The 23,494-nt window shown below is 57.4% G+C and carries 21 protein-coding genes and 1 pseudogene; 10 read left to right on the top strand and 12 right to left on the bottom strand.

Annotation, left to right across the window (positions count from 1 at the left end):
• Positions 1–47 precede the first annotated feature (47 nt).
• From RVM26_RS02170 to RVM26_RS02160, 3 genes are all read left to right on the top strand, one after another.
• A complete protein-coding gene (locus RVM26_RS02170) occupies positions 48–725 on the top strand; it encodes a DsbA family protein (RefSeq protein ID WP_022521292.1) in 678 nt (225 codons plus the stop codon).
• Positions 725–1,714, top strand: a complete 990-nt coding sequence (locus tag RVM26_RS02165; protein ID WP_022521291.1) for a M23 family metallopeptidase — start codon at positions 725–727, stop codon at positions 1,712–1,714. The genes RVM26_RS02170 and RVM26_RS02165 overlap by 1 nt, the downstream gene beginning before the upstream one ends.
• A gap of 112 nt (positions 1,715–1,826) precedes the next feature.
• Positions 1,827–2,609 (top strand): ZIP family metal transporter, encoded by a 783-nt coding sequence (locus tag RVM26_RS02160; protein WP_016916429.1) that lies wholly within the window; start codon positions 1,827–1,829, stop codon positions 2,607–2,609.
• Positions 2,610–2,637: 28 nt separating this feature from the next.
• Here the strand turns inward: RVM26_RS02160 and RVM26_RS02155 are convergent, their stop codons facing one another.
• Positions 2,638–3,096 (bottom strand): MerR family transcriptional regulator, encoded by a 459-nt coding sequence (locus RVM26_RS02155; protein WP_022521290.1) that lies wholly within the window; start codon positions 3,094–3,096, stop codon positions 2,638–2,640.
• Positions 3,097–3,182: 86 nt separating this feature from the next.
• Here RVM26_RS02155 and RVM26_RS02150 point away from each other — a divergent pair, with 86 nt between their 5' ends.
• The 4 genes from RVM26_RS02150 to RVM26_RS02135 are packed head-to-tail and all read left to right on the top strand — an operon-like array spanning position 3,183 to position 8,503.
• On the top strand, positions 3,183–5,369 hold the full coding sequence (locus tag RVM26_RS02150) for a heavy metal translocating P-type ATPase (protein WP_054644987.1): 2,187 nt from the start codon (positions 3,183–3,185) through the stop codon (positions 5,367–5,369).
• On the top strand, positions 5,366–5,869 hold the full coding sequence (lspA, locus tag RVM26_RS02145; RefSeq protein ID WP_022521288.1) for a signal peptidase II: 504 nt from the start codon (positions 5,366–5,368) through the stop codon (positions 5,867–5,869). The genes RVM26_RS02150 and lspA overlap by 4 nt, the downstream gene beginning before the upstream one ends.
• 4 nt (positions 5,870–5,873) lie before the next feature.
• On the top strand, positions 5,874–7,406 hold the full coding sequence (gene lnt / locus RVM26_RS02140; protein WP_022521287.1) for an apolipoprotein N-acyltransferase: 1,533 nt from the start codon (positions 5,874–5,876) through the stop codon (positions 7,404–7,406).
• Positions 7,407–7,459: 53 nt separating this feature from the next.
• Positions 7,460–8,503: a L,D-transpeptidase family protein gene (locus RVM26_RS02135; protein WP_016916424.1), complete on the top strand. Its 1,044-nt coding sequence runs from the start codon at positions 7,460–7,462 to the stop codon at positions 8,501–8,503.
• 126 nt (positions 8,504–8,629) lie between these two features.
• Here the strand turns inward: RVM26_RS02135 and RVM26_RS02130 are convergent, their stop codons facing one another.
• From RVM26_RS02130 to RVM26_RS02095, 8 genes and pseudogenes are all read right to left on the bottom strand, one after another.
• A complete protein-coding gene (locus RVM26_RS02130) occupies positions 8,630–9,535 on the bottom strand; it encodes a hypothetical protein (RefSeq protein WP_016916423.1) in 906 nt (301 codons plus the stop codon).
• A gap of 518 nt (positions 9,536–10,053) precedes the next feature.
• Positions 10,054–11,142: a TniQ family protein gene (locus RVM26_RS02125; protein WP_081139052.1), complete on the bottom strand. Its 1,089-nt coding sequence runs from the start codon at positions 11,140–11,142 to the stop codon at positions 10,054–10,056.
• Positions 11,142–11,944, bottom strand: a pseudogene (locus RVM26_RS02120) (TniB family NTP-binding protein). The gene RVM26_RS02125 and the pseudogene RVM26_RS02120 overlap by 1 nt, the downstream one beginning before the upstream one ends.
• 65 nt (positions 11,945–12,009) lie before the next feature.
• A complete protein-coding gene (locus RVM26_RS02115; protein WP_498940517.1) occupies positions 12,010–13,200 on the bottom strand; it encodes a transposase in 1,191 nt (396 codons plus the stop codon).
• Between the two features lie 261 nt (positions 13,201–13,461).
• Positions 13,462–14,808 carry an IS1380 family transposase gene (locus tag RVM26_RS02110; protein WP_498939457.1) on the bottom strand — a complete coding sequence of 449 codons (1,347 nt, stop codon included), beginning with the start codon at positions 14,806–14,808 and terminating at the stop codon, positions 13,462–13,464.
• Positions 14,809–14,887: 79 nt separating this feature from the next.
• Positions 14,888–15,628, bottom strand: coding sequence for a hypothetical protein (locus RVM26_RS02105; protein ID WP_498940515.1), 741 nt, complete (start codon positions 15,626–15,628; stop codon positions 14,888–14,890).
• Complete coding sequence (locus tag RVM26_RS02100) at positions 15,621–16,301, bottom strand: heteromeric transposase endonuclease subunit TnsA (RefSeq protein WP_022521280.1); 681 nt, start codon at positions 16,299–16,301, stop codon at positions 15,621–15,623. The genes RVM26_RS02105 and RVM26_RS02100 overlap by 8 nt, the downstream gene beginning before the upstream one ends.
• 120 nt (positions 16,302–16,421) lie before the next feature.
• Positions 16,422–17,480 carry a transposase gene (locus tag RVM26_RS02095; protein WP_016916420.1) on the bottom strand — a complete coding sequence of 353 codons (1,059 nt, stop codon included), beginning with the start codon at positions 17,478–17,480 and terminating at the stop codon, positions 16,422–16,424.
• 190 nt (positions 17,481–17,670) lie between these two features.
• Between RVM26_RS02095 and RVM26_RS02090 the strand changes: the two genes are divergently transcribed.
• Together RVM26_RS02090 and RVM26_RS02085 are read left to right on the top strand one after the other, a co-directional pair.
• Positions 17,671–18,165 (top strand): NfeD family protein, encoded by a 495-nt coding sequence (locus RVM26_RS02090; RefSeq protein ID WP_039175771.1) that lies wholly within the window; start codon positions 17,671–17,673, stop codon positions 18,163–18,165.
• A gap of 2 nt (positions 18,166–18,167) precedes the next feature.
• Positions 18,168–19,223, top strand: a complete 1,056-nt coding sequence (locus RVM26_RS02085; protein WP_227407728.1) for an SPFH domain-containing protein — start codon at positions 18,168–18,170, stop codon at positions 19,221–19,223.
• A 60-nt stretch (positions 19,224–19,283) separates the two neighbouring features.
• On the opposite strand, the gene RVM26_RS02080 is transcribed toward RVM26_RS02085, so the two are convergent.
• Positions 19,284–20,765, bottom strand: coding sequence for a sodium:solute symporter family protein (locus RVM26_RS02080; RefSeq protein ID WP_498940512.1), 1,482 nt, complete (start codon positions 20,763–20,765; stop codon positions 19,284–19,286).
• Entirely contained in the window at positions 20,758–20,985 is a 228-nt protein-coding gene (locus RVM26_RS02075) for a hypothetical protein (protein WP_039175766.1), read from the bottom strand. The genes RVM26_RS02080 and RVM26_RS02075 overlap by 8 nt, the downstream gene beginning before the upstream one ends.
• A gap of 21 nt (positions 20,986–21,006) precedes the next feature.
• On the opposite strand from RVM26_RS02075, the gene RVM26_RS02070 reads away from it, so the two are divergent.
• Positions 21,007–22,308, top strand: coding sequence for a glycosyltransferase family protein (locus RVM26_RS02070; protein ID WP_498940510.1), 1,302 nt, complete (start codon positions 21,007–21,009; stop codon positions 22,306–22,308).
• A gap of 139 nt (positions 22,309–22,447) precedes the next feature.
• Here RVM26_RS02070 and RVM26_RS02065 read toward each other — a convergent pair whose 3' ends face one another.
• On the bottom strand, positions 22,448–23,476 hold the full coding sequence (locus RVM26_RS02065; protein ID WP_498940508.1) for a methionine synthase family protein: 1,029 nt from the start codon (positions 23,474–23,476) through the stop codon (positions 22,448–22,450).
• Positions 23,477–23,494 lie beyond the last annotated feature (18 nt).

Genomic DNA, 23,494 nt, shown 5'->3' with positions numbered 1-23,494 from the left:
TTTTCAACCCTACTTTTCCACCCCATCGTTGAGACAGAGAGAGAAACATGTTCAAAAAAGCGTCTTTTATATTGGCCGGTACGTTAATGCTGACCGCTGCGATCGTCGCCGTATCGAAGCCTGCCCTCTTAGACATGCAAGCTCAGGCAGCAAAAGAGAGCGGTGTCCAGGCCGAGGACTCCTTGGTGCGTTCACACTCCCCCATCTTGGGACGAGAAGACGCGCCGGTGACGATTGTGGAATTCTTCGATCCGGCTTGCGAAGCCTGCCGTGCTTTCTATCCCCTGACAAAAAGTATTCTGGAAACCTACCCAGAAAAAGTGCGGCTCATCGTGCGCTACACTCCTTTCCACGGCGACGTATCGGACAAGGCCATTCGGGTATTAGAAGTTGCTCGTCGTCAGGGCGTCTTTGAACCGGTACTGGAGAGGCTGCTGGCTCGCCAGGATCAATGGGCTTCACATGGCAGTTTTGATGAATCCGCTATCCTCGATATCGCGAGCCAAGGAGGCCTTGATTTAGCGGCTGCCGAAGAGCAACTGACTTCTGCTGAGGTGCAGGCGGTGATTGACCAAGACATGGCGGATGTCAGAGCCAATCAGATTCGCCAAACACCTACCTTTTTTGTCAATGGCGAGCCTTTAGACCCCTTTGGTATGCAAGAGCTGATTGATGCCGTCGAGAGTGAAGTAGCGGAGATCTCTGGGGAAGAGGATGGCCAGTGATGCAGCGCTGGTGGTTACTAGGCTTGGTGGGCTTTTACCCCTTGCTAGCCGAAGCCAATTGGCAAACGCATCTGTCATTGCCTCCGTCTGAACTTAGCCCTGTCAAGTTACAGGCGGCTAGCGAGCAAGAAGGCACATTACCGCTCGATAGCGTTGATACCCTAACCTTTGGGCGTGATGTCGTCATTGATACCACCCTCTACGAGGCCTTGGCAGCAGAAGGTGTCCCAACGCGTTTCGCCACTAAACTGGAAACACTGCTCAGCGAGTTTATCGCAGCGCCGCTGGAGTTTTCTGGCAGTGAACGTATTCAATTAGTGTGGGAGGAAGATCGACGCCAGGACGGCGCCCGTGTTGGGCCACCACGCCTCAGTTATGCCGCTCTGCCTGATCAGGCAGAGCCCTTGGAGGTCATATGGCCGGTCACCCAAAAGGGGGACGTAGCTCTTTTCAAAAGCGACACCCTGCTAGGCACGTTGCGGTTGCCCGTGCTTAGTGCCCGCTTAACGTCTCGCTTTGGGAATCGGCGACATCCTGTGTATGGAGGGATGCGTCCTCATAATGGAATTGACTTGGCTGCGCCGACAGGAACGCCGGTCATTGCCACCGCACCTGGGCGCGTATTCTTTATGGGTCGCCAAGGGGGATATGGGCAGGTGATCGAGGTGGAGCACGACACAGGGGCCATTAGTCGCTACACACACCTTAGCCGATTCTCCCCACAGCTAGTGGTTGGGGATTTAGTCAATGCGGGAGAGTCGCTCGGAGAGGTAGGTTCCTCCGGGGTCGCCACGGGCCCCAACCTGCATTACGAAGTGAGAGTCAATAACCAGCCTGTTGATCCCCTTGGTCAAGGTCAACGCATCATGTTGGGTGAGCAGCCGACTCAAGGTGAATATCAAGCGTCACTTTACGAGGCAAGAGATCGCTTGGAACAAGCTATCGGCACGGCGTCCATTTATGACTTGATCTCGTTTAACGAGCCGTAACCACCCGTGCTTAGCAACGTTGCATGGATTGTTAGTAACGTGAACGTGTGCTTGCCTCGTTATGGAACCCTAGCGCTGTGATCACTCATCTACCACAAGACAGGTAATCGGTATGGAAGAGGTTTCTCTCGTCACAATGGGGGTATTGGGAAGCCTTGCCGCGGGCTTGATGACGGCTGTCGGGGCGCTTCCTATCTTGTTTACCAAAAGACCGAATCGTGGTGTTCGCGATTTAGCGTTGGGGTTCGCCGCTGGCGTCATGCTAGCGGCCTCTTTCTTCTCACTGATCATACCCTCCTTAGAAGCCTCGGAGCTGCGTTACGGAGGTAGCGTGGTACCTGCTGCCATTGCCTGTGCGGCCATCTTGCTAGGGATTGGAATGGTCGCACTACTGAACGAACTCTTACCTCATGAGCACTTCGAACAGGGGCGAGAAGGGCCAGAGGCTGCCTCACTACGTCGTATCTGGTTGTTTATTATTGCCATTACGATACACAACCTGCCAGAGGGGCTGGCCGTTGGCGTGGCCTTCGGCGCAGGGGGAAGCGAAGGAGGCATTCCACTAGCGATTGGCATTGGACTTCAGAATGCCCCAGAAGGACTGGCCGTAGCAGTATCACTGCTAGGCGTGGGCTATTCACGTTGGCGGTCATGGACGATTGCCGCCCTTACGGGGCTTGTTGAGCCGTTAGGTGGCTTATTAGGCGCTGGAGTCATCAGCATGTCACAAGCGCTACTGCCCTGGGGGTTGGCCTTTGCAGCGGGGGCGATGTTGTATGTGATCAGTCATGAGATTATTCCCGAAACTCATCGAAGCGGGCACCAAAAAAAGGCCACGCTGGGCCTCTCCATCGGATTGGTACTCATGCTGTTTTTGGATGTTTCGCTGGGCTAACCATTGGGCGTGGGGCGTAGCGTTAGTGCTAACCCAAGTCGTGAGCCCCTCCGTGCGATTTTTCAGTGATACAGAGCTGATGATCACTGATGACCTCAATGATTCGGCAGCTTTCCACTTTACCACCGGCACACTGTGTGACCATCCGTTGAAGCTCCTCACGCAGTATGGACAGTCGTTGAAGGCGGGACTCCACTTTCTTTAGGTGATGCGTGGCGATGGCATCGACTTCTTGGCAAGGCATATCAGGTTGATCTGACATGGCCAAAAGCTCTCGCACTGACTCCACCGAAAAGCCAAAGTCACGGGCATGACGAATAAAGGTCAAGCGCCGCACAGCGTCGTCTCCATAGCGGCGCTGCCCCCCACCGGTTCGTGTCGCATCGCGCAACAGCCCAATACGCTCGTAATAGCGAACCGTTTCAGGTTTGCAATCGGCTCGTCGTGCTAACTCACCAATGCTGATACTTTGGCCGATCATCGACATGGTAAAACTCCTTACGCAGGGCTTGAAGCTGTAGTTGCTACAAGGTTTACACTTAAAAACCATAGCCCATTGGCAGGAGAGGCACCATGAAAACATCAACGCCGACAACAGCGCCTACCACCTTGACGCTGCGTGTTGAAGGCATGGACTGCGGCGGTTGTGAGCGCAAGGTTGTGTCGGCGCTAGAGCGACTGGAAGGCATTGAGGAAGTCACGGCAAGCTCGGTCACGGGATCAGTGAAGATTCACCACCACGATCACGGGGCCCCCTCGCGAAAGACCATTGAGGGCATCCTGAACGAACTAGGCTATCAAGTGGCTTCCCATGATGGCCAAACACGCGCATCTGGTGCTTCATCCTCTTGGTGGCAAACCGCTAAAGGGCGCTTGGTCATTATCACAGGAAATCTGCTGATAGTGGCCTTCGCGCTTCGTTTAGCATGGCCTGCGCTGGGTAATATGCCTTTCATTTTGGCCACGCTAGTCGGCTTAATACCCATTGCGCAGAGTGCCTGGGGCGCCCTCAAAATGCGCAATCCCTTTACCATAGAGATGCTGATGTGCATCGCTGCGCTTGGCGCATTGGCCATCAATGCTGCCGCTGAAGCTGCGATGGTCGTGTTCTTGTTCGCCGTAGGTGAGCTACTCGAAGGGGTAGCTGCTTCACGAGCGCGCCGCAGTATCTCAGCCTTGGCAAATTTAACACCCTCAACGGCGAGGCTGATGGACAACGGCCATCTGCGTGACGTCTCGGCGGAGTCACTTAAACCCGGGCAGCGTGTGCTGGTGCGGCCCGGTGATCGCGTACCCTGCGATGGACGCATCCTGGTGGGCACCTCCGACATTGACGAGTCGCCGGTAAACGGCGAGTCCATACCCCGTTCGCGAGCGCCTGGTGATGACATTTTTGCTGGCACAGTGAATCTTGATGCCGCCCTGGAGGTGGAGGTAACACGAGGCGCTGATGACAATACGATCGCACGCGTTATTCGTCTGGTTGAAGAAGCACAGGCCGCCAAGGCACCGATAGCACGCTTTATTGATCGTTTTGCGTATTACTATATGCCCGCCGTCGTCTTACTCGCCCTACTGATGGCGATAGTGCCACCGCTGGTATCGACCATGGCATGGTCGGAGTCGATTTACCGTGCGTTAGCATTGCTGTTAATCGCATGCCCCTGCGCGTTAGTCATTTCCACCCCAGCCGCCATCGCCGCCGGTCTCTCGGCGGGAGCTCGGCGCGGACTACTGATCAAAGGGGGAGCCGTTCTTGAACAGTTAGGTAAGCTTCGCTTGGTGGCATTAGATAAAACGGGCACCCTCACTGCGGGTACCCCAAGAGTCACAGATGTGGAGTCTTGGATTGCTGAGGAAGACGATAACAGCGTATTGCGGCTCGCCGCCGCAATAGAGCGGGATTCCAGTCACCCTATCGCCACGGCTATCGTTGAGCATGCCCGACAGTCGGGCATCAACCTCCCCACCGTCACCGGCGGCCGCGCTCTGGCGGGGCGCGGTGTTTCCGGCCAGGTGGAGGGTCGCGAGCTGAGCTTAATGACGCCTCGTCACCTTCACGAGAAAGTCATCCTTGAGGAAAGTCTCAGTGCTCGGATTGTCGCGTTAGAAGAAGCCGGTAAGAGCCTCGCTCTCCTCGTCGAAGGCGAGCGTTTACTGGGCTTGATCGCGGTTCGCGATGAGCCACGCGAAGATGCCATTGAAGGCCTAGCGGCGCTATCCCGTTTAGGCGTACAGGCGGTCATGCTCAGCGGTGATAATGCCCGCACCGTCGCTGCCACGGGGGGTCGCTTAGGCATTGAAGCGTACGGCGAACTAATGCCTGAAGACAAGGCAGCGTATGTTCGAGACTGGCAAGCGGCTGGCCGTGGCCCCATCGGTAAAGTAGGCGATGGCATCAACGATGCACCGGCACTCGCGGCAGCCGATGTGGGTATCGCGATGGGGGGCGGCACGGATGTGGCGTTGGAAACCGCCGATGCAGCCTTGCTCAAGAACCGCGTTACCGGCATCGCTGAGCTGATAGACCTCTCTCGTGCCACGCTGCGCAATGTGAAAACCAACGTTGTTCTCGCCCTTGGCTTAAAAGCCATTTTCCTAGTTACAACGGCGCTGGGTATTACCGGCATGTGGATTGCGGTGATGGCCGATACCGGTGCTACCGTCCTGGTGACGTTGAACGCCATGCGACTGCTGGGTTACCGCTTTTCGCCCAGTACCGCAATGACAGGCCTGTCACAAGGAAAAGTAACCTCATGAGAACAGTGCAACACGATAGCCCTTCACGTCGCTGGCCATGGTTCACATTAGCTTGCGTGATGGCTCTAGCCGATCAACTGGTCAAGGAAATTGTGCATGCTCAGATGTCGTTTGGCCAAGTCATTCCGCTAACGCCGTTTTTTAACTGGGTTTATACCGGGAACACAGGAGCCGCTTTCAGCTTTCTCGCAGAAGCAGGGGGTTGGCAGCGCTACCTCTTTCTTGGTTTAGCGTTGGTGGTGGTCGTCGTATTGGTTGTGCAGCTATGCAAACCCCTGTCGCGCTTGGAGGCCTGTGCGTACAGCCTGATTCTTGGCGGCGCGCTCGGTAATACTGTTGATCGCTTAGCGCGAGGGTACGTCGTCGACTATCTGGACATTTACTGGGGCGAATGGCATTGGCCCGCCTTTAACATGGCCGATATCGCGCTATTTGCCGGTGTATTGATGTTCGCGGTGGCGTTATGGCGTGAAAGTCCTGCTTTTAAGCGCTCTGAGTAACGCTATGGATGTGGTCGATAAAGATAAAGAATATACGCTTTTTGCTGGGCGCTCCTCACCAATAGTCGATTGCGTTGTAGCGCTCGCCGCTGGGGTGCTGACCACCTTGAGTGCCGCCCCCTTTTCCCTATGGTGGCTTGGCCCAGTGGCCGTGGCACTGGTCTATTGGAAGATACAGTTGCTAACGCCCGCCATGGCCACCCTGCGTGGGTGGTGCTATGGGGTAGGCCTGTTCGGTTCAGGCACGTCGTGGGTCTTCGTTGCTATTCACGATTTCAGTGGCACCGGGGCCTTGGTGGCGATGTTCCTCACCACTCTTTTTGTCAGCGTCCTGGCGCTCTTCTTTGCAGTCCCCTTTGGGCTCTATCGACGCATCACGGGGCCACGGTTCGCCTTTCTTAGCTTTGCCGGTATGTGGGTGGTGAGCGAATGGCTACGCACTTGGATGCTCACCGGCTTTCCCTGGTTATTGCTGGGCACCTCTCAGATTGATTCTCCACTAGCCCCATGGGCGCCCGTTGGTGGTGTGTACTTGCTGTCACTCATGACCGCGCTGACAGGTACGTTAGGGGTAGAGGTACTGCGTCGCCGCTGGAGTTTCCTTGTCCCAATGGCCGCCTTGTGGATCGTTCCATTCCTATTGCCCGCCCAATGGACAACCCCGGCTGGCAAGCCCATCCGGGTGGCATTGCTGCAAGGGAATCTTGACCAGCGCATTAAGTGGACTGCCCAAGGGCAGCGCGAGGCGATCAGTATCTACACGGCGATGACACGGGAGCAAGCAAGGGATATCGATCTCATCGTTTGGCCCGAGGCAGCCCTTCCCATGCTTGAGCAGGAAGCACAGCAAATACTTGAGCAAGTAGCGTCCGACCTGGGGCCTGACACCGCCTTGTTGACCGGCATTTTGCAACGCGACAGTGAAGGGCGCTCTTATAACAGCGTCATAGGGCTAAATGATGTGCAGGGCGAATACCAGAAGGCGCACTTGGTGCCCTTTGGCGAGTATTTGCCATTCCAAAGTCTCCTCGCTGGCACCCTTGCTTTTTTCGACTTGCCAGTACCTCGCCTGACCCCAGGGTCAGGCGAACAGGCTCCGTTACACGTGGCTGGAGCCACCATTGGCAATGCCATTTGTTACGAAATCATTTTTGCCGACCATGTCGCCCAGCAGGCGCGTAATGCCGAGCTGCTATTAACGGTTTCCAACGATACGTGGTTTGGGCGTTCCATTGGCCCACACCAACATCTTCAAATGGCGCGTCTACGTGCCTTAGAAAATGGTCGTCACCTACTTCGAGCTACCAGTAATGGCGTGACGGCCATCATCGATTCACAAGGTCACGTCACAGCCCGTGCCCCACAGTTTGAACAGGCCAGTTTAACGGGCGAGGTGACCCCGATGCAGGGCCTAACTCCTTTCACACGCACCGGTAGTGGCCCCGCTTGGATACTCGCTGCGGTGCTGACACTGCTCGGGTTACAACTGAACTTATCTCGATCAAAAAACGACGCATTAGATGAAAAAGGAACCTAGCGATGCTCTTGGCAAAGAACGCAGCAATACTTAAGAGATTCCTCCCATGGCCAATGCAGATCGGCTTCATCGTGAGTGTGATGGTTTCGTTTCTGGCATGGCTCCCTGTCGCCATGGCGGCACAACCTTCCACTGCCCAGGAGACGGAATGGCCCAAGGGGCATTACCCACTACCTGAGGAAGGCAATATTATCGGAGAGGCTGACACCTTCATCGTGAAGAATTACGAGGATACTCTGATTGATATTGCCAGACGTCACAACCTTGGCTACCAGGAGATTGTACGTGCTAACCCAGAGGTCAGTATTTGGGTGCCCGGAGTGGGTACTGAAGTAACCATTCCAGGACGCTTCATCCTGCCGAATGTCGAGCGTACTGGGGTCGTCATCAATATCGCCGAGCTGCGGCTTTACTACTACCCAGATGTCAAAACCGGTGAGACACCGCGCGTTGAGACCTATCCTATCGGCATCGGTCGCGAAGGGTTTGATACACCCCTTGGTGTGACCGAGACCACCATGAACATTAAAAACCCCGCATGGTACCCGCCTGAGTCGGTAAAACGTGAAGCGGAAGCACGCGGCGAAACCGCACCAAGCGTTGTACCGCCCGGCCCCGATAACCCGCTAGGAGACCATGCCATCATCCTAGGCTTCGATGGCTATTTGATTCACGGCACCAACCAGCCCGATGGCATTGGCATGCGCGCAAGCCGAGGTTGTATCCGCATGTTACCCAAAGACATCGAATCTATATTTGACCGCATTCCACCCGGCACCCAAGTCAACATCATCAATCAGCCGATCAAGATAGGTTGGGAAGGCGGTCAGCCGCTGATTCAAGCCTTTCCGCCGCTTGGAGAAGAAGAGCACAGTATGACCGCACTCACAGAGACCATGACACGCCTTAACCAATACAATGTCGATAACGTAAACCTCGATTACGAGCAGCTCAGCGATGTCCTGTCACTCTCTAACGGGCTTATAACCCCACTACATCCAAAGCAGGAACAGGAGCCACAGCGCCACAGCCCAGAAGAGAAGGCTATCAAGGGCATTTATGAAGACCTGGTTTTGACGTCATCTCAACGGTCATGACACGCCTTTTGGCACCCCGTTGAGCCCTGGCATATAGGTAGAGAGCCATAGCCCCGTCCAAACGGCGGGGCGACATTCGCCTACAGAGTCGCGGGGCCCTCCAAGTGACTGCGCGCTATCAGTGTCTTAGCACTCAATATCCAGAGGCAGCCAGTAGGTAACGCCACCCACTACCACCTGTATCCCGTCTGTCGTCCGCTCTACGGTCTGTTGTCGAAGCATTTTCTGCGTTAATTTTGTGTCATGGAAATACTCCATGGCAGCAACGATCCATGCCTCCCTCCAGGCCTCTCCTTGATCAGCACACCGGGCCATCGTCATCAGGGTGCGGGCTAGTGTTTCTTTTCGCCGCTTTCTTGCCCGTTTTACATCCACCCGAGGAGCCAACGTGGTGGCATGTTGGCGATTTAAGAAATTAGTAAACCCCGTGACCGAGGCTGCTTGTCCGGGCACCGCATGCAAATAGTTGTCCACATCGCCCTGTTGAGGCAGTCGCTGCCCCTCCCGGTCAGTAGCGAGTAGCAATGCGGCTGCCGCTCTTAGTGCAAGTCGTGCGGAGGTGTGGGACGTTTTGCCCGCCTCTATACGGGTTTCCAATTGCAGCCAATAGGCTTGCAGCACTTGGTCTGATAGCGAAGCGAACGGCATAGAACTGAGACACGCTTGAATACGTCTTTTCTCTGAGTCGATCCGCTTTGCTTGGTGATCCGGCTCTACCCCTTGCTCTTCATGCAACCATCGCATGGGAAGCCTCACACGCCGCAAGCCCTCCGCCCCGAAGTGATGAAGTAGCTCCGAATAGCTCGGTATCCGTGACCATGCCTGGTCGAGCTCAAGGAAGAACGAGAAGAAATGATTGATCTTGAGGGCAGCCTTATGCGGCCCAGTGATACGAATCAGCCATTCACCAAATTCCCCAAAGGCCTCACTTAACGCTTTGGTAGTGATACCGGCTTGGCCAATGGTGATGCGTTTACGGCATGTTCGCGTCCAATAGCAGGGCTCACAGGCATCACCTCGACCCGCTGGCATGGGATTACCACACGATGGGCAGGCAATTTCCCCTTGCTCATTACAGGCTTTGCACAACGCATCCCCGTTGGGTGCCACCACCAATAAACGATGTCGACGACATGCAGAACAGGTACCGTGGTCTGCTGTCGAACAGCGTGGACATAAGAGATGATCATGCCCCATACGCGCCACTCGGGTAAGACGTTGAGATGCTTTCCCACACGCCTCGCAGGGCTCTGGTTCTTTGAAATAGGGAGCGCAGGCGATACAGACAGGGCCGTAGGGAGTGACCTTGCCGATGTTGTAGTCTGAACTGGCTTTTCCACATCGTGCACACGGTTTGTCAACGTTGCACTGACGACAGACGGCGTCTGGGTCATTCTTAGGCAGACGGGCTAACTCACCACATCGTGGGCACATCCGCCGCTTAAACACACGAGCATAGCAAGTTGAACAGTAGCCGTGCCCTTTATGGCGTCGCCACAATTTGGAGACTTCTCGGCCACACTCATCGCAGTCGACCGTTTGGTGTTGATTCAAGAGGTTGGCTCCGCTTTCATTCTGCGTTTTAAACGCGCCCATGAGGCTCTAACAGCGCGTTCCGACATGGGGCGACAAGCCGGGGGAACACGGCGGCGATGCGGCCCATGAGGGTGGTGAGATAACCGTGATAGCAGCGGCAACAACACAACGGGGGGCGACCTTCGGGGATCATGAAGCGCGCTCGTTTTGACATTGCACGCGACCAGAACGCTGAACGTTTCTTCAAGGCCCATACTGAGCAAGCGTTCCAACGCTACCAATAAGGCACTACGCTCGCTGACAGCCAGCAGCTCAAACGCCAGGCCAGACACAGGCATTCGGCAATCCGTAACCGAAATGCCCAATGAAAGAAGCGCATCGGCCAGGGGTGACACAGGCCGCCGACTTGCACGCCGTATAACGCCAATAAAAAAGGCCACCATAGAAAACCAATCGGCGGGTGCGATAGAGGCCTGCCTAAACGTCACCTTATCCTGTTCTAACACACGATCAGCCATCACTTGAACACTGAACGCTTCAGGTAAAGGCGACGTGCATACCGCCTTTCTAAAATCGTTATGACACCGGCTGCATTGAGCTAAATGTTGATCTTCCGCTGTCAGGCGATGGGGCTCTATAGGGGCCTTGCATGCTGGGCACTCATCTACCAGCTGCACCCCATGAAAGCGGCACCCAGTGTGCCAAGCGAATCGCCAGTGCCGGCGCAAGTAGGGGGTTGAGTCCTCTGCCAAGCACAACGTGCATACCTGTTGTCCTCCATGGCGGGTTCGATTTCGGCTGCCGAGTGCCAACAACCAGGGCCAAGTCCGGGTTTCCGGTAACGAGTAACCGACCACTTTCTCACAATCGTCCCGCATCCCCGCTTTCTGAAACTTAGCGGAAGATATCCCCGAGGCATTCACTAATGGGCGCATTCTTGCGAGGGGTATTTCCCTATCAATGTCCCTCGTCCATATACGCCATGTTGGCCAAATAGCCCCGGTGAGCGACAAAGGATCACACCCCTGTCGCAACGCCGCCCGAACGAGCCATGATGAAAGGGACTCCTCAGGCAGCAGGGGCACACTCAGCGCCCAGGTCATTACAGCATCACTTCCCTAATGCCACGGGTGGGCCGCACCCATGATTTACTCTGAATAATTTTCTCATCGATGCACTCAGCTCCAGACAAAATAGCGGCATTTGCACACTCAATCAGCAGCCGGTGCAGGTCACCCAAATTACCGCCAGAAATCGCGTGGAGCTGGGTCGCCAATTGGGGCTCATGCAGTTGGGAAGGATGTTTGAGAGGTAATATCTTCTCAAAGCCAGCGAGCAGCTTCTGAAACTCCTGATTGAGCTCCCACTTTGGTAACGCGACCACATCAAAGCGACTCGCATGCTGTGGGTCTGAATGCAGCACACGCACAGCATCTTGCGTCCCCACACCAACGATGGGAATCATTAGCTCATTGCATAAAAGCTTAATGGCATTCATCGTTTCGCGCTGCTTAACAGCACCACCGGTTAACAGAGAGTGAAACTCATCGATGATCAGTAAGCGCGTATGGCAAGCACGCAGTTGATGAATCACCTGGTAGCGCAGCTTGGGAACAGGATCTGTAGGCCGGTAGGGAGCCCAGAAACTCTCTAGCACTGCGATATACAGACTTTTCTCATCGGCACTCGGGGGAGCCTGAGTGACAACAACAGGCTTCACGGGCTCTACGTCTTCATTCACGTAGCCTTCACCGTACTGCTTACGAAACTTGTCTTTCCGTTGTTGGAGTCACCCACGAGCAAGAGGTTAGGCATACGAGGACGACTGGGCTTCTCCATCAACCCACGCATGACCTCAATGACACGATTGGCCAATGGATAGCCCAACCAGCGCGGTTGATCCATAAACTCCATTCGCTCTTTAGCGGACAGCCCCAAGACGTGACGAAGATCAGGATGAAGGTGTGTGCTCATGCTATGTCCCAGTTCACATCGATATCACCCGTTAAAAGACCGTCCCCTTGAGCGGGTGTCTCTTTAGGGGCCGCAGTTGAGGGCGCATGTAAAAGGGGATCTGCAGGCGTCACCTTCTTCTCATGCTCTTTACGTCGTTGTGCCTGACGGCGACTTCGCTTAGTACGTGCTTGCGACTCCTCCACATGGGTTCGCAGCTCACTAATAGCGCGTAGAATTTCAGTCTCATTGACCGAGTTTCTTCCTTCCTGCCGAAGGCGCGCTTTAGCTTGGGCATACTCCCAAACACTCATCGAGGGGAGGGCAAGATTGGCAAAGGGCACGCGAAAATAGTGCCCGAGCTCCGGGTCTTTGAACCAAATGACACTAATGTCGCGAGGGTCGCGCCGGAAAACAAAGGTGCGTTTCTTGTCTGGCATGTCTGGATCTTTGGCATTGATCCAAGGTCTTAGCGCTTCATCGTAATAGTTTATGCCATCGATGGTCACACCAAAGGTCTGGATCGTACGCTGAAAGCTGGGCAAAAAATCGAGCAATACAGAGAGCCTGTCAGCAGGCCTCGGCGCTAATCCCACTCCCTGCACATCCGCATTGCCAAACACACCAATTTCCCACTTTTTCATCGGCGACATACCAATCCCAGAATGAAGGCGCTGGTGGTAAACCTTGCAAATCAACGTCACCAGCCACTCTTCAAACTCGCTTTTCGTCATGGCCGCGTGCTTCTCTGGATCGTATCCCTCTTTCTCTTTAATGGAGGAGAAGGTCGTCCCAGGCAGGTTATGGATTTCCTTTAGAAGAGAGCCCAGTACCCGCTCAATGTGGCCACCATAACGAGGCTGCTTAACAGGCCGAAACTCAAGGTTGACCCCATAGGCTAGGCATGAGCGCCGAAACGTCTCAGAGCGAAAATCTGGGCCGTTATCGACATGAATCGTGGCGGGTGTGCCCCATACCGGCCACTCAGCCTCCACATTATGCAGTAGCAACCACTCATCTTTAGGAAGCATGGAGTGCGCCACACACATGCCGACAGATGTTTCAGAGGGCGGGTCAAACGACAAGTAATACCCCGTGACCATGCGAGTAAACACGTCCATGGCCAACGTAATCCATGGGCGACCAATCGGCTTGCGATACACGTCATCGACCAAAATAATATCGGCAGGCGTGTGGTCAATCTGCATAACGGCTAACGGATACCTGAATCCGTGAAGCCGGCGCCGACACTTTCCCTATCACCGCCAGCGAGCACTTTTTGATCATTCGCCCCGTGCAAGTTGGCTTTCGCAAGCCCGTTATTGCCAAAACCCACCGTGCTGATCGGTGCTGACGGCCCGTTTTGTCATGCCTTTCCACCCGCCAGGCACGACATATCTGGCGATCGCGTGTCGCCTGGAACTGCTTGTGGATAGAGTGTCGCCGATTGACGGTCAGCATGGCGTTCCTCATGGATAACGCAGTCGGCTCCGCAGCGTCTTGAGCACCGTCATGCGCCCGATATCCTGCCCGAAGTCGAGGATGATCTGCCGTGCCTTGTGAATCACGAGAGCCGCACGGTGCACCAACTCTTGTAGCACGGTGCGCAGCCGGCGCCGCTTGGCCGGGTGGCGAACCGGGCTCAGCTCGCCGGTCATGCCCAGCTGTCCCATCAGGCGCAGGATGTTGTAGGCCAACTGGGCGAGATGCAGGATCAGATCGTTGGTGGCGAACTTGCCGGACGGCAAGCGCTCCAGGTCGAGATCGGTCTTGATCTCGCTGTGAAACTGCTCATGGGTGGCATGCGCCTGGTAGCGCTTGATCACCGCCTCCGGCGCCTCGTCCAGGCTGGTCCACCAGCCTTCCAACTCATAGTCCGGTTCGAGCAGCAACTGGCCATCGCGATCGGCGGTGCGCTCTACCAGGCGCATCACGCGTTGGACGACGTATTCGGTCTTGTTGTCGTCGTGGATCGAGACGGTCTGCGTCCACAGCGCCTGGCGCTTGCCAGGACGCAGCTCTTCCCAGTAGTCCGCCGCCACCGCCAGCCAGGTATCTCGATCAGCCGTGGCCGAGCCGCGCGGGTTCCATTTGACGACATAGTCGAGCCGGCGCCCCTCGTCGGCAAAGACCTGGCGTTGCTGTTCGAGAAGCGCCAGGTGCGCCTGGCTGTCGAAGCCGCTGTCCTCGCGTAACAGGATCGGTTGCCTGGTCAAGCATTGGGCGCGAGGCAGTACCCGCTCCAGGAAGGCGTTGCTCTCCTTCATGGTGTGCTGCTTGCCAGGCCGCAGTTCCAGACCCAGGCACCACCCTTCGTTGCCCAGATAGGCGGCGATCGGGGTGTAGCCATCGACCTTCTGGTAGGTCCGCGAGACGCCTTCCTTCTTCGAGTTGCTGTTGTCCATGACGAAGGTGTCGATGTCCAGGCAGACGTGCGTCGTCTCGGCGGTGATCGGTGCTTCGATCAGTGACAGCAGGGTCGTGGACCAGGTGGCGGTGCGCGCCTGCAGGTCGTTGGCGGCAAGTTTCTCCAGCCGCTGTCGCAGCGTCGCCGCGCTCGGCACCTTCTGCAGGGTCAGCAGTTGTTGGAAGGGCTTGTCGCGGCGGAAGTTCTCGACAGCGTCATAGTCGCTCATGCCCAGACACAGCAGGCCCAGGTAGCTCTTGATCACGTCACTGGTGCGCATGCCCAGCGTGGTGGGGAAGCGGCTGTCGATGCTGTCGACGCCAGCGATCTCGAAGCATTGCCCGATGATGGACAGCCCGGCGTGGCTGGTGAGGGTGCGGCGACTGGCGCGGAACTTTATGTTGGGCATGGCACTGTCTGGGTGAATGGCGATAATGGCTATATTGCCATGCAGGTCAGTGGGTTAGAAGTGCTTCCGGGGGCCGGTCTCACGGATTCAGGGGATAGTCCGCATTGGGAAATTTTCCGGCAGCCGGCTGGAACTTGTTAATGGCTTTGTCTCTAAAACCATGGCCACGCAACCGGTCACGCTCTGGGATATCACGCAGACGAGCACGAACGGTACCAGGGCTCGGCGGGTCGATGCGCCGTTCATGGCAGCGCCGCATGACTTCCTGTACCGCTTTTTGTGCGGACGGACGCTGCAGCGTCAAATACACCTCTTTGATGACTTCCTGAATCACTGCCTCGGCATGCGCGGGAATACGCGACTTTCCCTTCTTCCACCCTGGCTTTTGAGGAATCAATGCGAGCACCGAGCCCGTCGCTTTATACCGCTTCAACCAACGGTAGATCGTAGCCGTATCAACCCCCGTTTGTTTCGCACGCTCCTCCGCTGCATCCCGCCCCACCGTATGGCGATCCACCAAGGGCTTAATGATGGAAAAGCGATGCTCGGCCTCCCGCCAATCGGTATCCCCAATCTCGGACATATCCTGCTCAGGGGATACGGACCCGCTATTGAGAGGCGCTAGTTCTTTGATGCGAAGCGGGCAACTACGCCCGGACTCAACGGCAATGCCAATGACTGTCTCAAAATCGAGCACCTGGGAAATTCGGTAAACGGTGCCATCTTTCTGAACCTGCTCACCCACCATAATCTGCAAGTGTTGGCGTGTTTGGGCGACGCCGTTATTGGGTTCAGTTGCGCTGCCACGATGGTTATTCATAATCGGGTACCCATACCTCCGATAGAGGACTGAAGGATTGGGCCATATCGCAATCTAACTGCCGAGTCGCCAGTAGATGCCATAAATGCGCAATCCCCTCTGCCCGGTAAATATCGCCCATAAAGTGCCGAGAAAGCAGGTAATCCAAGGTCGCCACCCCCATTTCCCTCACCGTGTTGAGGACTGCCTGGCTTTCGACAGAGGGAAACACCATCCGCTTGTAGCGCGCTAGGAAGGTAATGTTGTCCAAGGTCTTATCACGAATGCGGCTTTCATCATGAATGCGAAACGCCCAGCCCTCATTGTTGGCATGCCGTATCGCCGCCTTCCATTTAGGCGACCATTCACGCCAATGTGCTTGCCACTTTTCCCGTGGTTTGACCTCCACCAGGAGAGGTTTTGGGTAATCCCTGTAATGACGGTTACCGAGACGGTAATAAACCAAATAGTCAGGTGTGTAGGTGTAGCGCCTACCGGTCACGGGATGATGAAACGGGATCTCGCACGGCTGGGATATCACACCAAGGACGCTCACATCAAAGTCAGCCTTGATGAGGAAATCACGTTCGAGCGTCGACTCGAACGCAATAGACTCCTCCCCGCGAAAGGCATAGTAGCCAGACACACTTCGTCGGGTAGGGCCGATTTTACGAACGGATGTAGGCAGTGGCATGGGCAGTCGCACCAAATGTTGAATAAAACAAGACCTGTCGCATCAATTGCTATTAATTCTGTCGCACTCAATCCTGTACAGACTACCATAATAGCCCGATATTACGCCCTGAGGGTCGCACTAATTGCTGAAAATGACAAGCAGTGCCCAGGCCAGGCTGGCCAGCGCCACCAGGTTCTGCAGCGTCGTGAAACGGCGTGCCTGGACACCCTCTAGGTCGAACCCCTGCTTGGTGAACCGGTACCCCTCCTCGCAGGCCCAGCGATCCAGGTAAGCCTGAATCATCCGCTCGCCTTGGCGGCGACCACGCACCGGGCGCGTCGTCACCAGCACCAGGCGCTCCGACTTCTCATGATCGACAACGATCATCCACAGCGGCGTCTCCGGATGCTCCCGCAGTGTGACCTTGGTGATGCCGAACCGCACCGGGATATGCTGCCCACGGCGCAAGTGGCCGCGGTGCTTCAGTGGCAGATCTCGGGCAATCTGCTGCGACGTCTTGGCGGTATCTCGCCACTGCCAGAAGCGCTGATTGGCGGCCCGGACCAGCACATGACGCTCGGCGCGCAGCCAGGCATCCCACAGCCGCCCTCGATCGCCGCCACGATCGATGACCCACAGTGGCCGGCCCTCCACATGGCGCTGCACGGTATCCATCACGCTCAGGATATCGGTGTTTTCACTGCGGTAGCCGCCGCGAGCCGGCGATAGCAGCCGCGTGAGCAGTGGCCAGGTGGTGCCCCGCTTCAGGTCGCGTGCCACCACGCTGATCAGCGGATAACCGCCGACGATCTCGCCGGTATCACCGTCGCGAACGCGGGTTCGGTATTCACTGGTCGGGGCGCCATCCCGGTTCAGGTCGCCCGGATCGATGGCCAGCACCATGTCATCGGTGATATAGGGCGTGATCCGCTGGAGCTGCAGTTGCTCCGCGGCCCAGGCAAGCTCGCTGTGCCGGGACAGCATGCGCGACAACCGCTTCTGCGTGTGGTGTAGCCGACAGGGTTCCTTCAAGGCGCGGGCGATCTCGGCCTGGCGCAAACTACCGCTGGCCAGGATGCCAAAGAGCGTTTCTGCCGCCAGCTTCACGACGGGTCGAGCGAGGTGATCCGACAGGTCGTCACACCAGTCGATCAGGCGAGCTTTCCATTTGGCGCGGTCTTTGGCATCTTGAAGCATCGGGGCTTTCCTTTTGGTTCATGGTGTTAGGGGTAACAACATGATACCGGCGGGAAAGCCCCGATCTCGTTGATAGCACTGAAATTTTCAACGCTATTCAGGCAGTTACAGCACCACCTGTGGAAAAGTGGGGAGACGCTAGGCCTAAGGTACGTTACCCTTGGGGGAGTCCACTTGATAAGGAGTGCTCATGGATTGGAATCCGGCCTACACCTGGCTAGTCATCGCGCTGCTGCTCAGTCTCGGCGAGCTGACCTCTGGCGCCATGGTCCTCCTGGCGCTGGGCATCGCCGCCGCCTTGACCGCCGCCGTCACCGCGCTGGGGCTGACACTGCCCTGGCAACTGCTCAGCATGGGCATCTTCGCGGGTATTCTGGTGCCCGTGGGCGTGATGGTGATTCGCCCGCGCTTTTCGCCCAAGGGGGTCGCCTACGGCACCACCGGTACCGGTGTGGAAAAGAACCAACACTATGTCACCCTGACCCGCGACTTCGATAATGCCACCGGCATCAAGGTCAATGGCGACTTCTATCGACTACGCGTGCTGGAGAGCGGAGCCACCGAGCTGCCCTCCGGCACTCCGGTGGTGTTCAAACGTTTCGAGGGCACCACCGCCCTGGTCATGCTGGCCCCTGCCAGCAACCCGGTTCCCCAGGACGACCATTCGCAACACAAGGAGCTTTAACCATGGATCTACCCATCAGCCCAGGCCTGTTGATCAGCCTGATCATCGTGGTCATCGGTATTCTGATCATTTCCAAGGGCTTGGTGATCGTTCGCCAATCGGAAGTCATGGTGATCGAGCGACTAGGCTCGTTTCACCGGGTGCTGGAGAGCGGCATCAACATCATCATTCCCTTTATCGAGCAGCCCCGCGCCATCACCATGATTCGCTACAAGAAGATGGGCGAGGAGTATCACCCCATCACCAGCGATGAAATTCGTATCGACCGTCGGGAAACCGTCATGGACTTTCCGGGCCAGCCGGTCGTGACCACCGACAACGTCACGGTGCGGATCAACGGCGCGCTCTACTATCAGATCATCGACCCCAAGCGAGCAGTCTATGAAGTCGAGAACATGAGCCAGGCCGTGGAGGTACTGGCCAAGACCACGCTGCGTTCGGTGGTCGGCAAGATGGAGCTGGATAAGCTGTTCGAATCCCGGGCCGAGGTGAACAACGAGATTCAGGCTGCCATGGAAGAGCCTGCTTCCAAGTGGGGGGTCAAGATCTCCCGGGTCGAAGTTCAGGACATCGCCATGCCGGAAGAGGTGGAGTCGGCCATGCGTCTGCAAATGGCTGCCGAGCGTAAGCGTCGTGCAACGGTCACCGAAGCCGAAGGCGAGAAATCAGCAGCCATCGCCATGGCCCAGGGCCAGCGTGAGTCTGCCATCCTCAACGCCCAGGGCGATAAAGAGTCGGCCATTCTGCGTGCCCAGGGCGAGCAGGAGTCGATCAAGCTGGTGCTCAGCGCCATTGGCGACAGCGACGAGCACAAGCGTACGGTAGTGGGCTATCTGCTTGGCCAGAGCTACATCAAGGTGCTGCCCACCATGGCCAAGGACGGCGAGCGCGTCTTCGTGCCCTACGAATCCTCGGCGCTGCTGGGCTCCATGGGCATGTTCCGTGAAATGGCGGGCACCCCGGAAGACGCCGTGGCCAACCATCTGGATCACGCCAATTCTCGTCAGGGCGGCTTCCGCAGTGGCATCGTGGGGGGCGCTGCAGGCGGCCAATCGTAGCCATACCCGCGAGGCCAGCGTCAGCGCTGGCCTCGTCTGTTCTCTCTTCTCTCTTCTCCTCTAACGCCCCAGCCGGGTCAGCCCTCGTGGCGCCGAAATGCGAAAGAACCGCTCGACCACCTCACTGGCCCCCGCTGGAGTGACCAGCGACACGGCAAAAAAGAGCGGCAGATTGACCATCAGCCCCCAGAATCCGGCATGGATCCCCAGCGGATGTGGCCACACGGCGGTGAATGCCACCGTGACCATGAAGCCCGCCACGATACCCGCCATGACACCTAGCTTCGACGCTCTAGGCCAAAAGAACATGCCGATGAACGCAGGCAGCACTTGAGAAGCAAACCCCAGCCCCACCAGCAGAATCATCACCAGGCTTCCCGGCTCGGCAATCGCCAGCGGCGCAATCACCAGCGCCATGATGGGCAGGATCAACCAGCGTGCCACTTTGGCCGTCGTACCATCGGACAACCCCAGCAAAGGCTGCAGGACATCCTTGCTCATGGAGAGGGAGACCGAATGTATGAACGGCTCACTCGACGACATGGCGGCTGCCAGCGTGCCTGCCCCCAACAGTCCGACCAGCACCACCGGCAAGTGCTGCATGGCATACTCCAGCACGACGGAGTCTGCCCGTGCCAGCTCCGGCAATGAAAAGATACCGATGAAACCCACGGTGACCATGGGCAAAATCACGATGTAGTAGGTCGGCAGCCAGGTCGCACTACGGCGTATCGTGCGTGCCGAGGAAGCACTCATCCACTGGGTCCATACGGGCGGCATGAATGACAACATCGAAACGATGATCGAAGTGGTCCAGAAACTGAAGCTCATGTCGCCCGCCGCTCCAGGCAGCGTCAGAAACTCCGCGTGGTCAGTCTGAATACGCTCGAACACGGCCGCAAAACTCACGCTGCCCGTCGCACTCTGCATCGCCCAAAGCCCGACGGCCCAGGCCACGACCAGCATCAGCGCCCCTTGAAACGCGTTGGTGCGCCCAATCGCGCGCTGACCGCTGGCGCACAGATACACGGCGATACACGCCAGCACCAGCACCACCCCCAGCCACACCGGAATGGCCCCGCCGCTCATCACGAAGAGAATGTATGCCGACCCCACCGTTTGCAGCACCGCATAGGCAATCGAGCCTACCGCCATGACGCTGGCCGCCAGCGCGCCCAGCGCCACACTCTGGTAGCGGTCGGCAATGGCACTGGCCTGGGTGACATGGCCAAACTGCTTGCCGAACTGCCATACCTTGGGCCCGAAATACCAGGCCACCAGCGCCAGATAGGCCAGGTAAACGGCCACGTAGAACACTGCCACGCCTTTGGAGTAGGCCCAGCCGGGCGCGCCCATGAAGGTGTAGGCACTGACGCTGCCGGCCGCTATCAGCAGGTACAGCGTGACAGGCCCCATGCTGCGCCCTGCCACCCCCCACTCCTCCAGGCTATTCATGGAACGGCCCGCTCGGGCGCGCAGGCCAAGCAGCATGGCAGCGGCCACATACAGCAGCGTGATGGTCAGCGGCCAGAGGCTACTCATGGTCGTCACGCTCCACGATGCGATTGCCCACCAGCATGACGACCACGCAGGCCAATATGATCACGTAGCTCCACACCACCAGCAGCGGCAACCCCATGACCAGCGTCGCTCGGTTGACCCAGCCAATGACCGGCCAGATTCCAGCACCGACCAGCCCCACAAACGCTACCAACAACCACCAGCCCGCACGGGAGGTAGGCAATACCCATAAACGTCGCATCACGATTCCATTTGAGTGAACATGCCGCTGCCCAACCAGGCAGCCTCTCGGCGTCGAACGCCACCCCAGGCGCAGGGCCATTGTCACGGCGGCGTCACGGCACTATGGCAGATTGGCCTTACCCTGCCAGCCGCCAAGTCGCCTAACATGAAGATTCTAATGCTTTCCGACGTGTACTTCCCGCGCGTTAACGGCGTTTCCACTTCGATCGAGAGCTTCCGCAACACCCTGGAGCGCCAGGGCCACGAAGTGCACCTGATCTGCCCCGACTACCCTGCTCACACAGCTCAGGAGCCGCGCACCTGGCGCATCGACTCACGCGGGGTCATCGGCGATCCTGAAGACCGCATGATGCGGTACCAGCGCATCATGGCGATGGCCAGTTCCCTGGACTGCCTGAAGTTCGACCTGATTCATGTGCATACGCCTTTCGTGGCGCATTATGCAGGCATTGCCTTGGGTAAACGGCTGAACGTTCCGGTGGTGGGCACCTACCACACGCTTTTCGAAGAGTATCTTCATCATTACGTGCCAGGACTGCCGCGCCGCAGCCTGCGGTTTGCCGCTCGACGCTTTTCGGTGCACCAATGCCACCAGCTCGCTGCCGTGATCGCACCATCGTCGGCCATGGCCAACACGCTGAAAACCTACGGCGTTCAGTCACCTATCGCGACGATTGCTACCGGTTTGTCACTTGACCGCTTCGTCACCAGTACGGCAGGTGGGCACTTTCGGGAGCGCCACGGCCTCCCCACCCAAGGACACTTGCTGCTGTTCGTGGGTCGTGCCGCCTATGAAAAGAACATCGGCTTTCTGATCGACATGCTACCCAAGGTACGCCAACGGCACCCGGATACCTGCCTGGTAATCGTAGGAGAAGGGCCTGCCTTGGCGTCGTTGAAACGCCAAGCAACGCAAGCAGGATTGGCAGAGGCGGTGTTTTTCGTGGGCTACCTGTCCCGCGATGGCGCCTTGCAGGACGCTTATCGAGCCGCCGACGCCTTCGTGTTTGCCTCCCCCACCGAAACACAAGGGTTGGTACTGCTGGAAGCCATGGCCCTGGGAACGCCGGTGGTTTCTACTGCGGCCATGGGCACGCTGGACGTACTGCAACAAGGGGAAGGCTGCCTGATCGCGGAAGCGTACCCTGCTCGCTTCGCAGAACACGTCAATTGCCTGCTCACCAATGACGTCCTGCGCCGCTACCTTGGCCAACGCGGCCAGGCCTATTCCCAGCGCTGGAGCGAAGAGAGCAAAGCAGCTGCGCTGGCAGCACTTTATGAGCGTTTGGGCACTGGCGTGCTGGCCACCACTGCCGCTTGATGCGCCTCACTGGGGAGGCGCGAGATAGCAGGTGACTTGCCCAATGGCGTTTAGCAGGGTATGGCGGGAAGGACTTGGCCTGTTTATCGGGACAGGCTATCGAGCCTGGTTATCCAAGAGCCTGTTATCGAGGAGCCTGTTATCGAGAGAGCTCCCGGCGCACGATGTCGGCACCTGCGCTCAATGCCTTCAGCTTGCCTTGCGCTACTTTGCGCGGCAGGGGCGTCATGCCGCAGTTGGTGCAGGGGTAGAGCTTGTCGGCATCCACAAAACGTAGCGCCTTGCGCAGGGTATCGGCGACTTGTTCCGGGGTTTCGACGGTGTGGGTGGCCACGTCGATGGCTCCGACCATCACCTTCTTGCCACGAATCAGCTCGATCAGCTCCATGGGAACGTGGGAGTTCTGGCACTCCAGCGAGACGATGTCGATGTTCGAGGCCTGCAGTTTGGGGAAGATTTCCTCGTACTGGCGCCACTCGGACCCCAGCGTCTTCTTCCAATCGGTGTTGGCCTTGATGCCGTAGCCGTAGCAGATATGCACGCCGGTCTCGCAGGCGACGCCTTCGATGGCTTTTTCCAAAGCAGCGATGCCCCAGTCGTTCACCTCATCGAAGAACACATTGAAGGCGGGCTCATCGAACTGAATGATGTCTACCCCCGCCGCCGCCAGATCACGGGCTTCCTGGTTGAGGATCTTGGCAAATTCCCAGGCGAGTTTTTCACGGCTCTTGTAGTGGCCGTCATAGAGGGTGTCGACCATGGTCATGGGGCCTGGCAACGCCCACTTGATGGGCTGGTCGGTCTGCTGACGCAGGAATTTGGCATCGTCGACGAAGACCGGTTTTTCCCGCGAGACGGGGCCCACCACCGAAGGCACGCTGGCCTCGTAGCGATCACGGATCTTGACCGTCTTGCGCTGCTCGAAATCGACACCATCGAGATGCTCGATGAACGTCGTCACGAAGTGCTGGCGAGTTTGCTCGCCATCGCTGACGATGTCGATGCCTGCCTGACGCTGATCGTGCAGGCACGCCCTCAGCGCGTCCTGCTTGCCTTCCGCCAGCTCGTCGCCCTGCAGTTTCCAGGGAGACCAGAGCGTCTCGGGCTCGGCCAGCCAGGCGGGCTTGGGCAAACTACCGGCGGTCGAGGTGGGCAACAGTGTCTTCATAAGAAAAAACCTTCATGA

Source organism: Halomonas sp. KM072, assembly GCF_050710315.1.
GTDB classification, from domain to species: Bacteria; Pseudomonadota; Gammaproteobacteria; order Pseudomonadales; family Halomonadaceae; genus Vreelandella; species Vreelandella hamiltonii.
This window is presented reverse-complemented; position numbering and strand designations above follow the sequence as displayed.

Excerpts from the sequence above, each read along its gene's own strand:
- RVM26_RS02105 (WP_498940515.1), bottom strand. The coding sequence starts at position 15,628 with ATGAATAACCATCGTGGCAGCGCAACTGAACCCAATAACGGCGTCGCC.
- RVM26_RS02130 (WP_016916423.1), bottom strand. The coding sequence starts at position 9,535 with ATGCCAGCGGGTCGAGGTGATGCCTGTGAGCCCTGCTATTGGACGCGA.
- RVM26_RS02095 (WP_016916420.1), bottom strand. The coding sequence starts at position 17,480 with ATGCTTCAAGATGCCAAAGACCGCGCCAAATGGAAAGCTCGCCTGATC.
- RVM26_RS02170 (WP_022521292.1), top strand. The coding sequence starts at position 48 with ATGTTCAAAAAAGCGTCTTTTATATTGGCCGGTACGTTAATGCTGACC.
- RVM26_RS02070 (WP_498940510.1), top strand. The coding sequence starts at position 21,007 with ATGCCGCTGCCCAACCAGGCAGCCTCTCGGCGTCGAACGCCACCCCAG.
- RVM26_RS02160 (WP_016916429.1), top strand. The coding sequence starts at position 1,827 with ATGGAAGAGGTTTCTCTCGTCACAATGGGGGTATTGGGAAGCCTTGCC.
- RVM26_RS02090 (WP_039175771.1), top strand. The coding sequence starts at position 17,671 with ATGGATTGGAATCCGGCCTACACCTGGCTAGTCATCGCGCTGCTGCTC.
- lspA (WP_022521288.1), top strand. The coding sequence starts at position 5,366 with ATGAGAACAGTGCAACACGATAGCCCTTCACGTCGCTGGCCATGGTTC.
- RVM26_RS02115 (WP_498940517.1), bottom strand. The coding sequence starts at position 13,200 with ATGCAGATTGACCACACGCCTGCCGATATTATTTTGGTCGATGACGTG.
- RVM26_RS02075 (WP_039175766.1), bottom strand. The coding sequence starts at position 20,985 with ATGCGACGTTTATGGGTATTGCCTACCTCCCGTGCGGGCTGGTGGTTG.
- lnt (WP_022521287.1), top strand. The coding sequence starts at position 5,874 with ATGGATGTGGTCGATAAAGATAAAGAATATACGCTTTTTGCTGGGCGC.
- RVM26_RS02080 (WP_498940512.1), bottom strand. The coding sequence starts at position 20,765 with ATGAGTAGCCTCTGGCCGCTGACCATCACGCTGCTGTATGTGGCCGCT.
- RVM26_RS02065 (WP_498940508.1), bottom strand. The coding sequence starts at position 23,476 with ATGAAGACACTGTTGCCCACCTCGACCGCCGGTAGTTTGCCCAAGCCC.
- RVM26_RS02100 (WP_022521280.1), bottom strand. The coding sequence starts at position 16,301 with ATGCCACTGCCTACATCCGTTCGTAAAATCGGCCCTACCCGACGAAGT.
- RVM26_RS02085 (WP_227407728.1), top strand. The coding sequence starts at position 18,168 with ATGGATCTACCCATCAGCCCAGGCCTGTTGATCAGCCTGATCATCGTG.
- RVM26_RS02135 (WP_016916424.1), top strand. The coding sequence starts at position 7,460 with ATGCAGATCGGCTTCATCGTGAGTGTGATGGTTTCGTTTCTGGCATGG.
- RVM26_RS02165 (WP_022521291.1), top strand. The coding sequence starts at position 725 with ATGCAGCGCTGGTGGTTACTAGGCTTGGTGGGCTTTTACCCCTTGCTA.
- RVM26_RS02110 (WP_498939457.1), bottom strand. The coding sequence starts at position 14,808 with ATGCCCAACATAAAGTTCCGCGCCAGTCGCCGCACCCTCACCAGCCAC.
- RVM26_RS02125 (WP_081139052.1), bottom strand. The coding sequence starts at position 11,142 with ATGACCTGGGCGCTGAGTGTGCCCCTGCTGCCTGAGGAGTCCCTTTCA.
- RVM26_RS02155 (WP_022521290.1), bottom strand. The coding sequence starts at position 3,096 with ATGTCGATGATCGGCCAAAGTATCAGCATTGGTGAGTTAGCACGACGA.
- RVM26_RS02150 (WP_054644987.1), top strand. The coding sequence starts at position 3,183 with ATGAAAACATCAACGCCGACAACAGCGCCTACCACCTTGACGCTGCGT.